Here is a 13,715-nt window from a genome sequence, read left to right on the forward strand (position 1 = left end):
GCCGATCAGCAACCTGTTTCAGCTAGCAACTCGCAGCTGCCGTGGCCGGCCGCCAAACACTAACCAACTCACGATAAATGCGCCACCACCAGCGGCAATAAGGCCTGATAACCAGAGTACGCGTTCACCCAGGCCTGAAGCCACCCAAGCGCTACGGCTCGGGTCTAACCATAACAGCAGCGCAATCATTACCCCGGTAGCTAAGGTTACTTGCAACAAAAAACGCCGCGTTTCCGGCGATAATACCAATACGCCCTCGCGGTAAAGCACAACACCCAGCAGTAAAGCATTTATCGTTCCTGAAAGTGCGGTAGCCAACGCCAAGCCTACGAAGCCAAATGGGATTACCAGAATAAGGTTTAAAACCATGTTCGCTGCCATAGCGATAATGCCGTACTTCACTGGGCGTTTGGTATCTTGGCGCGAGAAGAAACCGGCTGCTAACACCTTTACCAACATGAAGCTGAGCAGGCCAGTGGCGTAAGCCATTAGCGCGAAGGATGATTGCAGCGCAGCATCAGGAGTAAACGAGCCACGCTGAAATAACACTAATATAAGGGGCTCAGCCAATACGAAAAGCCCCGCCATGGCGGGCAGCCCGAGCATCACAACCATGCGCACGCCCCAATCTAGCGTGGTACGAAAGTGCTCTAGTGATTTATCTACATGGCGCGCTGATAACGCCGGTAAAATAACCGTAGCAATAGCAATGCCAAATAAGCCGAGGGGGAATTCCAGCATGCGATCAGCGTAATACAACCAACTAATAGGGCCGGTGCCTAGGAAGCTGGCAATAACCGTATCGAGCAACAAGTTGATTTGGCTTACCGATACCCCAAACAAAGCCGGTATCATTAGGGTGCGAATTTTTACCACCCCCGGATCTCGCCAACCCCACTTAGGCATAACTAATAACCCAGCTTGCTTCAAAAATGGAATTTGAAACAAGAACTGCACTATGCCGCCAACGAACACGCCGATAGCCAAGCCGATTTCTGGTTGTTCAAGCTGTGGTGCTAACCAAATAGCCGCCGCAATAATCGAAACATTCAGTAGCACTGGGGTAAAGGCCGCCACACCAAAACGCCCCATTACGTTCAACGCAGCGCCAGATAAAGCCGTTAGGGTAATAAAAAACAAATAAGGAAAGGTGATGCGCAGCAACAAACTGGCCGTTTCAAACTTTTCGCCGTCGGGCCCGCCTTGTAACCATTCTTTAAACCAGCCCATACCGAAGAGTGCGGCTACAACCGGTGAAAAAATTACCGCAAGCAAGGTGATAACCCCAACTAGGGTGCCCAGCGTTCCCGAAACTCGCGCTAGTAACAGCCGAGTTTCATCTAATGATTTACCACGGTGATATTCGGTAAGCACCGGAACAAAGGCTTGCGCAAAGGCACCTTCGGCAAATAGGCGGCGGAGAAAGTTAGGAATTTTATTCGCAAACAGGAACACATCGGCAGCAGCACCCGCACCCATAAGCGCAGCAATCGCAATATCACGCACCAATCCCATAATTCGAGATAGGAACGTCATTACGCTTACAATCATGCCCGAACGCAATAATCGTGGCGCCTGCGGCACACCTAGCCCACCTTTTACTTCTGGTAAAGGCTCGCGCGCAGGTGATTTTTTCGGTGCCCCACCGGAAGGTTCGTTGTTCACAGTGCTGGAAATCCTTGTTGGCAGCTTTTATCAACTGTATTTAAACAAAGATTAGCACGAGCAGAACCTTACGCGGAAGCAAAGGAATCGCAAAGTCAGTAGATTAGCGAAAATATACGAAATAGTGGTTGCGTAATGGCGCCTAGATCCGTAGTATGCGCGCACAATCTTTTATCGAATCCGTTGACTTTTAAACGCAAAAGAGGGAAAATCCTCGGCCTTAAAAAGTCCGGCACAGTTTACGAATTATCAGGAGTTTAACCTTGGCTAACATCAAGTCTGCGAAAAAGCGCGCGGTTACATCAGAAAACAATCGTCGCCACAATGCCAGCCGTCGCTCAATGATGCGCACTTATCTTAAAAAAGTTCAAGCGGCTATCGCTGCAGGTGACCAGGCTCAGGCACAGCAAACTTTCGCTGCCCTTGTTCCTGTTATGGACCGCTACGCGGCCAAAGGCTTAATTCATAAGAATAAAGCTGCTCGCCATAAGAGCCGTTTATCTGCTCAAATCAAATCGTTAGCTGCATAAGCTTCGCTTTAGCAAGCAACTTTTTGTTGAGTTGAAACGAAAAAAACCGCCGATGGCGGTTTTTTTGTGTCTGAAATTCATGTTTTACTACAATTCGCGCCGATAAGTGGCAACCAACTCCGAGAATGTATGTGGAAACTGGTCTTTGGGTAATCGCGAGAACGGATCATAACCAAGGCGTTCTTCTAAACGAGCTATAACCATTGCGAAACTTAGCGAATCTAAACCACTTTCACTCAGCACCGTATTGTGTTCAATAACACCCAGCTCTTCACAGCTGGTTTCGGCTGCAACTTCATCCATTACATCACGGATAAGTGCTTCTAATTGATAGTCACGAATGGTCACAACGCCCTCTTTCGGCTCACCTAGTAACGAATTTGTTATAGTTATGTTTAATTTATGCAGCCGAGTATACTGATTCTGTATGTATTTGCAGCAATTTTCCGGAAAAAAGCCGCGCTTTTAAGAACGAATCACCAGAACAACCTGATTTTCTGCGAAATAAACTATTAATCGAGCACCCAAAAACTAATCGCAATGAGCATTTACCTGACAAGCCCTTAGCGTCACCCCAACCCGCCCGGGGGCCAAGCGTGGAAGCCGCAAATCAACATCGGCGCTTACCCCTGCTTCCGCCGATCCCATCTTGCCAATGCAGAACCGCTGCGAGCACATCCATGTGCGCTATGTTCCGCGCCATCCTTGGCGCGGACATTTCTGCATTGGCAAGATGGCGTCGGCTCGCGCTGGGGTAGTCGAGTATGCGGTTTTGCGGCTTCCACGCTTGGCCCCCGGGCGGGTTGGGGCGGCGCTCAGGGCTTCTCAGATGTATACCCCGTTAGCCCCGGAGAAATTCGTTTTTGGGTTTAACGCCCTTCTTTTAAGAGCGCGCGAGCGTTGGGGTGATGCCCGGAACTAGAACGGAAGGCCTGCGCGAGAAAGAGCTCGGCGCAGGCGATAGCATCGTTTAGAGCGTGATGGCCGCTGAATGCATCGAGGCCGTAGCGTTTACGGCAAGCTGCAAGCGTTAGAGAATCGAGTTTTAGGATTTGTGATTGGCGCTCTAATCGGCGGCGTTCGGCGCGCAGTGTGCAATAAACACCATCGGGTTGCCATTTCATATTCGCTTGCTTTAGAGCTTGTTGAAGCACCGCGGTATCGAATTGTGCGTTATGAGCTACGATAATTGCACCTTCCGCAGCTTTGATAAATTCGGCCAACACCTCTTCCAATGGCATACCCGCAGCAATATCACGCAATGACAACTGGTGAATGACAGCGCTTTGAGTTAGTTCTAAATTGGTGTTCACTACCCGGTATTCTGCTTGATTCTGCAGTATGCGTGGCGGCGCGATGCGCACCCAAGCCAGCGCCAGCATGGCATCGCCTTTCGCATCTAAACCATTGGTTTCAATATCAATCGCCAGCCATTTAGCCTCTTGCCACGGTGCCCTTAAATGGTGCCAGCTCGCCATTTTTTCAAACATTACATGTTCCGCCCAAATTTAAACGATACACCTTGCTGGGCATCTTTAATTACTTTAAAAGCCGCCTTTAGCTGCCGCCGCTGCATCGTACTCAAAGATTCAGGGTCTACCGAATTAGACGGTATTTTTGACTCCTCGTTACGGTACATCTGCGCGGTTAAGCGTAACCCAGTGAGAAACTGCCAAGCTTCGAGCAGATTCTGGTTATCTTTATCGCTCAACGAGCTGGCACTTTTTAATTGTTCTAAGCGAGCTGGGGTTGAAGGCACCGTTAAACCCGCAGCCAAGCTATACAAACGCACTATATCGTTCAGAATCGCTACCGCCTGCTTCTTGATATCAATGTATTCGAAATCGCCTTCACTTTTGGTGCGGAAGCGATTAAATAATCCCAATGGCACACTTAGTTCACCAATGTGGCGCGCAATATTTGCTAGGAACATATCTTGTTTCGCTAATTTAGCTATTTCTTCGCGGTGCTGCCGGTAAAGCAGATGGCTTCCCGCAACCGCCCGGCTATCAAAGAAAATCATGCAGTGCATAATCGCTTTTGGCGTAGGCGAGCGAATCCACTTGAGAAACTTTTCCCGCCACTCAAGGCGATTTTTCTGTAAATCTGGGTTCATCGCCATAATATTGCCTGGGCACAAACGAATGCCGCAATCAGCCAAGCCTTCACAAACATACACCGACATTTCAGCGAACCATTGCCGTTGCCCATCGGTTATTTCATCTGGCAACAGTAGCGCATTATCTTGATCAGAACCCAAGGTTTGATCGCCGCGTGCTTGTGAACCAAATGCGAGCCAAACATAGGTGCAAGGCGCACTCCCGTGCTCTTGTTCATAAAGGCGGATAAGTTTGCGGGTAATGCCATCGGTGAGCGATGTGAGCAACCTTCCAACAATGCCAATATCTTTTACCCGGCTGGCAAAACTGCGCAAATAATCTGGAATTTTTGCAGCCTCAATTACTAATGCTTCACGGTTAGGGGCTTTAAATAACGCGTTAATCAATAGCACCGGTTCACTACGCTGCTGCTGCATTAAATCAGTGTTCGTTAACACGCCAATGGGTATTTCGTTATCATCTAGAACCGGTAAATGGTGAATATTAGCTTGCCCCATCATCGTTAACGCATCGAAGAGGCTATCACGGGCATAAATAATAGCCGGCATGGGAGTCATAACCGCAGCTACCGAAACATCGAAGTTAACGCCCACAGCCACAACCCGGTTGCGTAGATCGCGGTCGGTTAGAATTCCGCGCAACTGCTGATCATCAACCACCAACAAGCAAGAAACTCGCTCTGCCGACATAAGCTTTGCGGCACTTTGGATGGAAGCGGTGCTGCTTATTTGAATGGGCTTACGAGTAATCACTGAAGCAATCGTTTTCTCGCTCCAATCGGGCCCTTGAGTTTTTCCTTGTTCGGCTAACAATCGCTGCCCATGGGCATTTACAAAATAACGTTCAAAGCCTTGGCTCTGCCGGCGAAGTTCGTTGAATGCGGCTTCTGGCCAAATCCAAATTATGCCATCGGCAATTACTTGCAATTTATTAGTGATTTTTCGACCGGTTAGCAATGAGGGAAAACCGAATAAATCACCCGGTTCTAATCGATCAAGGTGTTGATTTTCTTTATCCACCAGATCATATGCTCCCGAGCGCACTAAATAGAGCTGATGAGAATCTGGCTGCATAATATCTTGCCGGTTATCTTGGCATACGTACATCGCTTGCATCTGCTCAGCCGCATATTGAAGCAGCTCAGCGTTCAAGCTATCGAACGGCGGTGTGTTCGCCAAAAAATCGCGCGTATCTGCACTTACACTGGCCATACCAACCCCCTCGGGTGCCATAGAAGATGGTGCCTGACACCATCTTCTCGCCACCCTTATTTAAGCACCATAGAAAGTGGTGTCAGACACCACTTTCTATGGTGCTTTTCCTGCTGTTTAACTGAAAAAAGCCCCGGGCAATGCCGGGGCTTGGTTACTGCAAAACATATTAAATGTTTTAAAGCTTCGGCTTAATGGCTAGTTGCCGCACCGGATCCTTTCGGATAACGGATTGATTCCACCATTTCCTGTATTTCTTCTGGTGCATCTTTAGTGAACTTCAACACTACCAGTGCTACCACGAAATTTAGAACCATACCTACGGTACCAATACCCTCTGGTGAGATTCCAAACAACCAGTTTTCAGGCGTATCGGCCGCTGGGTTCACGAAACGGAAGTAGATAATGTAGCTCAAGGTGAACACAATACCAACTACCATACCGGCAATTGCACCCGCACTGTTCATGCGTTTATGGAAGATACCCATAATAATTGCCGGGAAGAACGAGGCCGCAGCCAGACCGAACGCGAAGGCGACCACCTGCGCCACAAAACCTGGTGGATTAATACCAAAGTACGCACCAATTAATACCGCAACACCGGCTGCAATTCTTGCGTAGAGCAATTCTTGCCTATCGGTAATATTTGGCATCAAGGTTCGTTTCAGTAAATCGTGGGAAACGGAACTTGAAATAACAAGGAGCAAGCCAGCTGAGGTTGATAAAGCCGCAGCAACACCACCGGCAGCAATTAATGCAACAACCCAGTTTGGTAAGTTTGCAATTTCCGGGCTCGCCAAAACGATGATATCCGCATCAACGCTCATCTCATTGCGTTCGTCATTCGAAAAGAACATACGGCCATCTTCGTTGTTATCTTCCCACTGAATAAGGCCCGTTTTCTCCCAGGTATTCACCCAACTAGGTGCATTCTCATAGAGAACCCCTTGCTGATCAGGCCCGTTCAACGTATTTAGAATGTTCACCTTGGTAATCGACGCAATAGCAGGCGCAGTAGTGTAAACAACCGCTATAAATACCAGAGCCCAACCACCTGACCGGCGTGCATCACTAACTTTTGGCACCGTGAAGAAACGAATAATAACGTGTGGTAAACCTGCAGTACCCACCATTAATGCCATGGTAATAGCAAACACATCAATGCCAGATTTCGTACCCTCAGTATACTCAGCAAAGCCGAGTTGGGTAGAGAGGCCATCGAGCCGTTCTAACAAGTAGAGCCCGGAACCATCTGCTAACGTGGCACCAAAACCTGTTTGTGGTAAGAAATGCCCGGTCATTTGCATAGTGATGAATACCGCTGGCACTGTGTATGCAAAGGCCAAGATACAATACTGCGCTACCTGGGTGTATGTAATACCTTTCATACCGCCCAAGAGCGTGTAGAAATAAACCATTGCCATGCCAATCAGCACGCCGGTGGTGATATCTACCTCTAAGAAACGGCTGAATACCACGCCTACACCGCGCATTTGGCCAGCGATATAGGTGAACGAAACCAAGATTGCACAAATAACGGCTACCGTTCGAGCGGTTTGTGAGTAATACCGATCACCGATAAAATCAGGAACGGTAAACTTACCAAACTTGCGCAAATAAGGCGCCAAGCATAGCGCTAGCAGCACGTAACCACCCGTCCAACCCATGAGGTAAACACTACCATCATAGCCAAGAATAGAGATTAAGCCTGCCATTGAAATAAACGATGCCGCAGACATCCAATCGGCTGCTGTTGCCATACCGTTTGCAACGGGTGGAACACCACCGCCTGCTACGTAGAAATCGTTGGTAGAACCTGCACGTGCCCAAATCGCAATACCGATATACAAGGCAAAAGTTGCACCAACCACGATAAATGTAAGTGTTTTAATATCCATGGTTTATTCCTCTTCAACCTTGTATTTTTTATCGAGTTTGTTCATCTGCTTGATGTAGATGAAAATCAACACGATAAAGGTGTAAATTGCGCCCTGTTGTGCATACCAAAAGCCCAACTTAAAGCCGAAGAAGGTAATGTGATTAAGCACATCAACCAATATGATACCGAACCCAAAAGAAACCACGAACCAAACAGTTAATAACTTAAGCATTAACGAAAGATTCTCTTTCCAATAGGCCTTGGCATGATCTTGCGATTCAAATGCCATGCGCGTGTCCTCCAGTTGTTATTATGGGTGCCACCCAATTATTTTTAATCTACGGGTGGTTCTTTCCAATGTACGAGGACTAGCATCGTAGAAGTTGAGGTTTTGCGAAATTGGACGTTAGTCTAATACCGGAAATTAGCCGCTGTGTTTTACTTGCTTTAATATTTAGTTCAACAAGAGCCGGAACAACAGAAGGCTTAACTAAACACCCAGAAACAAGTACTCTGAGCACATCGATTTGTGAAGAAGAATAAAACATGACTTGGATCTTAATCATTTCCGCCGTTAGCTACATTGCACTGCTGTTTCTGATAGCTTTGTGGGGCGAGAAAAAAAATAGTTTAGGTTACAAAATCAGCTTACACCCATGGGTGTATGGCCTATCGTTAGCTATCTACTGCACTACTTGGACCTATTACGGCGCTGTTGGCAACGCAATTGATAGCGGTTGGAGCTTCCTACCCATTCTTCTTGGCCCTATTCTTCTGTATATGTTCGGGATGCCAGTAGTGCGCAAACTGGTGGCCGTTAGCAAGCAACAAAATATCACTTCGATTGCCGATTTTATTGCTTCCCGTTATGGCAAAAGCCACAAAATGGCGCTAGTGGTTACCATTATTGCCGCCGCAGCAGTTATTCCTTACATAGCCCTGCAACTAAAAGCTGTCGGTATAAGCTTTAACGTTCTCAGCCAACTAAGCCCAGAAGCGAGTAGCAATTCATACAAGGAGCTCGGTGTGGCTATTCTTATGGCTGCGTTTGCTATTGTATTTGGTACTCGCAGGTTAGAAGTAACCGAATATCGCAGCGGCATGATGCTCGCTATTGCCTTTGAATCTACCGTGAAACTAGTAGCGCTCTGCGGTACTGCTATTTTTGCGTGGATATTATTTCGTAGCGGCTCCGATGCCAACTTTGCTAATCACATACAAAGCCTAAATCTCGATTCCGGTTGGAGCTTCCGCGGTGCCCTAACGCCTGAATTCTTCATTCAGCTGGCCATGGCAGCGGGTGCAATTTTATGTTTACCGCGGCAATTCCACGTGAGCGTGGTTGATAACGTTGATATTCAGCATTTAAAAACAGCGCGTTGGCTTTTCCCCCTGTATTTATTACTTACATCGCTTGCGATTGCAGCCATTGCTATAAGCGGCGTAGCACTACTTGGCAATAACGCAGGTTCAGCTGGTGATGGCTCGGTTTATCCGCTTTTAATTCCATTTTTGTATGGCCAAACTTGGTTAGCTATTTTGGTGTATATCGGCGGTATATCAGCGGCAACAGCCATGGTTATTATCGCCACGCTTACCCTAAGCACAATGATTAGTAACGATGTGGTAATGCCTCTATGGCTTACCCGCGAAGGCCGAAAGATACCACAACCTCATCGGTTTTCCCGGCGCTTAATTCGAGTGCGGCGGCAAGCAATTGTTGCGGTTCTGATGCTCGGTTGGGCTTGTTATCACTTATGGGTGGCACAATTAAATCTAGTAAGTATAGGCTTACTGGCATTTTCGTTAGTGCTGCAGCTATTGCCGGCCATTATTGGCGGCATGTATTGGCGCAAAGGCCATGCGCAAGGGGTTTATATGGGATTAATTGCTGGCCTACTAGGTTGGCTCTTCGCCATTTTACTGCCACTTTCACGATCAGAAGTTGCCCTTGCGGAACAAATTATCACTCACGGTACTGTTATCAGTGTGGCGTTAAATGTGGCTGCCTATGTGCTATTTAGCTACCTCGCGGTGCCCGCGTTAGTTGATAAAATTCAAGCTACCGCATTCGTAAAACCAAGAAAAAACGGCGAGCCGATTACTGAAAATAACAATCTACAAGAAACCCGTGTGGCCGATTTAGTATTGCTAATGGAAACTTTTCTAGGTAACGAACGCTGTGAAGAATTGGTGAAAGCCTACGAACGCCACCAGCCACTAAACCGCCAAGGTGTTGCCGATATGCAATTCACTGATTACGCCGAGCGAGCAATAAGCGGTGTATTAGGTGCAGCCACGGCACGTTCATTAGTAAACGCGGCATTAGAAAACCGGCAACTTAACCTTGAAGAGGTGGTGCACTTTTTCGACGACACCACGCAAGCATTGCAAGACCAGCAATCGATAATGTTCAGCTCATTAGAAAACCTTGCACAAGGTATTTCAGTAGTTGATAAACATTTGCGCTTGGTGGTGTGGAACCGCCGTTATCTTGAGCTTTTCGAATACCCCGATGGCATGGTGCAACCCGGCAGGCCAATTGCCGATTTAATTCGCTATAACGCCGAGCGCGGCGAGTGCGGTGTGGGTGATACTGATGAACTAGTAGCTAAGCGCTTGCGTTACATGCAGCAAGGTTCCGCGCATAGGTTTATTCGCCGCCGTTCCGATGGCCGAGTAATAGAAATGATTGGCAAGCCACTGCCCAATGGTGGCTTTGTTACGAGTTTTACCGATGTTACTGAACACATTGAAACCCAACAGGCTTTAGAAGATGCCAATATAGATTTGGAAGCGCGCATTCGCAGCCGCACCGATGAAGTTCGTGAAATTAACCGCGAACTTACTGAAGAGATAGAGCGCCGCCGGGAGATTGAAGTAGCATTGCAGGCTGCGAAAGGCGAAGCTGAATTTGCCAACGCCAGTAAAACGCGCTTTTTAGCCCTAGCCAGCCACGATATATTACAGCCCTTAAATGCCGCGCGTTTGTATCTTTCAGCGGTAGACCAACAACCTTTGGGGCCAAAGAATCAGGGGCTTTTGCACAAGGTAGACAACGCGTTAGATTCCACTGAGCACTTACTTTCTGCATTGCTTTCAATTGCAAAAATGGAGCAAGGCGCTATGCAGCCTCAGCTCAAGCACATTGATTTAAATACTATTCTAGGGCCATTGGTGCCAGAATATTCGGTATTGGCCGAACAACAAGATTTGCAGTTTAAGGCACGCCTTCGTAACCTAACAGTGTACACCGACCCAACTTACTTACGCCGCATCATCCAAAATTTCCTATCGAATGCGATTAAGTACACCGAAAGCGGCAAGGTGTTGCTTTCGGTGCGCCAAAAAGGTGAATTTGCTGAGCTAGCGGTATGGGATACTGGCCCAGGAATTCCCGAGCAAAAGCATACTGAGGTATTTGAAGCCTTTATTCGTTTACATCAAGGTTCTATTAGCGGCGTTGGTTTGGGGTTAAGCGTAGCCAAACGTATGGCAGAACAGTTAGATTGTCCGTTAGCTATCAAATCGGCACTTGGTAAGGGATCGCGTTTCTCAGTTTTAGTGCCTTTAGGTTCCGCAGCAAAAGTAATTCCGCGCACTAGGCCAGAGCGTTCGAGCCAAGCCTATGATGGATTACAAGTTCTGTGCGTAGACGATGACCCTGAGAACCTAGCGGCACTGCAAGCACTATTAAGTAAATGGAGTTGCCAAGCTATTCAATTCACCACGCCACACGAGGCAATTGAATGGGCACAAAGTAACCCAGCACCCGATGGCGCATTGCTCGATTATCAACTTGCGGAGTATGGTGATGGCATTAGTTTGTGGAAAGCACTATTGGAAATATGGGCAACCCCAGTTCCTGGTGCTTTAGTAACTGCGGTTCGCGACCCAGACGTAAAAGCAGAAGCGCGAAAGCTTGGCCTGCAGTTTTTAGCGAAGCCAGTAAAGCCAGCGCAGTTGAAAGCGCTGATGCAACACATGCAACGGCATAAGGAAACGCGATAATGCATAGATCTAAACATACCTCAGAATTCCAAACTACGCATAGCCTGCGAGCGCTTGGCGATTTTTTTTATCGCGATGCACTACCAACTGCAGTGAAGAATCCACAGTGGATAGCCTTTAACCAAAGCCTAGCCGAACAACTCAATATTTCTGCCGCTGAGCAAGATACTGATGAAGGTTTAGCAATTTGGGCCGGCAACCAAGTGCCTGAATGGGCGAAGCCTGCAGCGCTTGCGTATGCTGGCCACCAATTTGCTAATTTAGTACCACAATTGGGTGATGGCCGCGCTTTGCTAATGGCTGAGGCTGTTGATCACCACGATAAACGCTGGGATATTCAATTAAAAGGCGCAGGGCCAACCCCCTTCAGCCGCGGTGGCGATGGCCGTTCTGCGATTGGTCCAGTGTTGCGTGAATATCTATTGAGTGAAAGCATGCATGCTCTCGGTATTCCCACTACTCGTGCACTCGCGGCAGTGGCAAGCGGCGAAATGGTTTATCGCGATGGCGGCATTCCAGGGGCTGTCTTTACTCGTGTAGCGAGCAGCCATCTGCGGGTTGGTAGTTTTCAATACGCTCTTTTGCATGGCGGCCATGAAAAAGTAAAAGCGCTTGCCGATTACACCATTTCGCGCCACTTCCCACACATTAAAAAAAGCAGTAACGCGGGTAACCCATACCTAGCTTTATTGAATACGGTAGCGGAACACCAAGCCGAATTAGTGAATTGCTGGCTACGAGTAGGTTTTATTCATGGGGTAATGAATACCGATAACACCTCAATTTGTGGTGAAACCATTGATTATGGCCCAGCTGCTTTTATCGATACCTATAACCCCAACAAGGTGTTTAGCTCCATTGATCGCCGAGGCCGTTATGCGTTTAGCCAGCAACCCGAAATTGCCAAATGGAACCTTGCAAGGCTAGCCGAAACGCTACTGCCGTTGTTGGCGGCCGATGCTTCACACCACGAAACACCTAAGGCAACGCAAAAAGAGGAAGCCATTGAGCTCGCCACAAGAGTACTCGATGAATACAGCGAATATTGTGAGCAACTATGGTTAGCCAATATGGGCGCAAAACTGGGGATTCAGCACGCCACCAAAAATGACAAAGCATTAATGCAAGAATTTTTAGATCTCTTGCACCAACAGAATGTAGATTTCACCCAAGCTTTTTGGCAACTTGCGAATGAGCTAAATTGCACACAAACAGCAAACATTGGGCCACAAAGCCCTGCTTCTTCATTATTTCATGATCGCCAAGCGTTTTCCGAATGGCGCCAGCGCTGGTTAGAACGGCTGATTGAAAATGAGAATAATGCGGAACAAGTGCAAGCGAGTATGCGCAAAGTAAACCCTGCGCTCATTCCTCGAAATCACCGAGTAGCAGAAGCAATTCAGGCTGCCGAAGAAGATGGCGATTTAACACGTTTTCATGAGCTACTCGAAGCCTGGCAGGAACCTTATAAAATGCCGAATTCAGAGTTGGAAATTGAGCTTTATCAGGCACCAAAAGTGGATGAAGAAGTTACCCGCACCTTTTGTGGTACTTAGTGCTTTGTTTTCAGCTCAAATGGCTCTTTTTGGCTCAAATGGCTGCGGCAGATTTAGGCATGGCCACTTTTATCTTGCTCTGGCGGCGAAAGCTGCAGGCGCTCGGCTAGCAACACAGCCTGCGTGCGGCTATACACGTTTAACTTGCGGAAAATGGCGGTCATGTGGGCCTTTACTGTAGCTTCGGTAATGCCCAATTGATAGGCAATCTGCTTATTCAATAGGCCTTCATGTACGTAATAAAGCACACGGTATTGTTGCGGGGTTAAATCAGCTACTTTTTCGGCCAATTCTTTATCTTCTTGGCTAACATCACCAATTTGCTCTGCCACACCTTCAGGTAACCATTCATCACCATCGAGAATGCTCGCAATGGCATTGGCGATTTCCGCTGAAGATAGTGATTTAGGAATAAATCCAAGTGCACCGAACCCCATGCACCGGCCGATAATTTGCGGATCCTCAGCACCCGATATAACAGCCACCGGAAGCATTGGATAATCTTTGCGAATTCGAATCAAACCATATAAATCGCCAGCACCGGGCATATGTAAATCGAGCAACAGTAGATCCACTTCATCATCGAGATTTAGTGCTTCTAAAGTGGAATCGAGGCTATCGGCTTCACGAATATCAAGATCTGAAAAGTATTTCGCGAGAGCCCCTTGCAGGGCCTCGCGAAATAGCGGGTGATCATCAGCGATTAGTAATCGGGTCATAGCACTTTTAGCGGAAGCGCTAGT

The 13,715-nt window shown here is 47.7% G+C and carries 10 protein-coding genes; 3 read left to right on the top strand and 7 right to left on the bottom strand.

Annotated elements, in window-relative coordinates; genetic code table 11:
• Nucleotides 1–18 precede the first annotated feature (18 nt).
• The gene (gene murJ / locus A28LD_RS08495) at nucleotides 19–1,584 is read right to left on the bottom strand and encodes a murein biosynthesis integral membrane protein MurJ (protein ID WP_272941160.1); all 1,566 of its coding nucleotides are present in this window, start codon (nucleotides 1,582–1,584) and stop codon (nucleotides 19–21) included.
• A gap of 344 nt (nucleotides 1,585–1,928) precedes the next feature.
• Between murJ and rpsT the strand changes: the two genes are divergently transcribed.
• On the top strand, nucleotides 1,929–2,195 hold the full coding sequence (gene rpsT, locus A28LD_RS08500) for a 30S ribosomal protein S20 (RefSeq protein ID WP_007420670.1): 267 nt from the start codon (nucleotides 1,929–1,931) through the stop codon (nucleotides 2,193–2,195).
• A gap of 87 nt (nucleotides 2,196–2,282) precedes the next feature.
• On the opposite strand, the gene A28LD_RS08505 is transcribed toward rpsT, so the two are convergent.
• From A28LD_RS08505 to A28LD_RS08525, 5 genes are all read right to left on the bottom strand, one after another.
• Nucleotides 2,283–2,543: a phosphopantetheine-binding protein gene (locus tag A28LD_RS08505; RefSeq protein ID WP_007420671.1), complete on the bottom strand. Its 261-nt coding sequence runs from the start codon at nucleotides 2,541–2,543 to the stop codon at nucleotides 2,283–2,285.
• Between the two features lie 521 nt (nucleotides 2,544–3,064).
• Nucleotides 3,065–3,685, bottom strand: coding sequence for a 3'-5' exonuclease (locus A28LD_RS08510; protein ID WP_007420672.1), 621 nt, complete (start codon nucleotides 3,683–3,685; stop codon nucleotides 3,065–3,067).
• Nucleotides 3,685–5,526, bottom strand: coding sequence for a DUF294 nucleotidyltransferase-like domain-containing protein (locus A28LD_RS08515; RefSeq protein WP_007420673.1), 1,842 nt, complete (start codon nucleotides 5,524–5,526; stop codon nucleotides 3,685–3,687). Before A28LD_RS08515 ends, A28LD_RS08510 begins: the two co-directional genes overlap by 1 nt.
• Before the next feature lie 191 nt (nucleotides 5,527–5,717).
• Complete coding sequence (locus A28LD_RS08520) at nucleotides 5,718–7,424, bottom strand: sodium:solute symporter family protein (RefSeq protein ID WP_007420674.1); 1,707 nt, start codon at nucleotides 7,422–7,424, stop codon at nucleotides 5,718–5,720.
• 3 nt (nucleotides 7,425–7,427) lie between these two features.
• A complete protein-coding gene (locus A28LD_RS08525; RefSeq protein ID WP_007420675.1) occupies nucleotides 7,428–7,694 on the bottom strand; it encodes a DUF4212 domain-containing protein in 267 nt (88 codons plus the stop codon).
• A 257-nt stretch (nucleotides 7,695–7,951) separates the two neighbouring features.
• Between A28LD_RS08525 and A28LD_RS08530 the strand changes: the two genes are divergently transcribed.
• Together A28LD_RS08530 and A28LD_RS08535 are read left to right on the top strand one after the other, a co-directional pair.
• Complete coding sequence (locus A28LD_RS08530) at nucleotides 7,952–11,416, top strand: PAS domain-containing hybrid sensor histidine kinase/response regulator (RefSeq protein ID WP_007420676.1); 3,465 nt, start codon at nucleotides 7,952–7,954, stop codon at nucleotides 11,414–11,416.
• Nucleotides 11,416–12,972 (top strand): protein adenylyltransferase SelO, encoded by a 1,557-nt coding sequence (locus tag A28LD_RS08535; protein WP_007420677.1) that lies wholly within the window; start codon nucleotides 11,416–11,418, stop codon nucleotides 12,970–12,972. Before A28LD_RS08530 ends, A28LD_RS08535 begins: the two co-directional genes overlap by 1 nt.
• Nucleotides 12,973–13,025: 53 nt before the next feature.
• Here A28LD_RS08535 and A28LD_RS08540 read toward each other — a convergent pair whose 3' ends face one another.
• Nucleotides 13,026–13,691, bottom strand: a complete 666-nt coding sequence (locus A28LD_RS08540) for a response regulator transcription factor (protein WP_007420678.1) — start codon at nucleotides 13,689–13,691, stop codon at nucleotides 13,026–13,028.
• Between the last annotated feature and the right edge of the window lie 24 nt (nucleotides 13,692–13,715).

The organism is Idiomarina sp. A28L (assembly GCF_000218785.1).
In the GTDB taxonomy this organism is placed as follows: Bacteria; Pseudomonadota; Gammaproteobacteria; order Enterobacterales; family Alteromonadaceae; genus Aliidiomarina.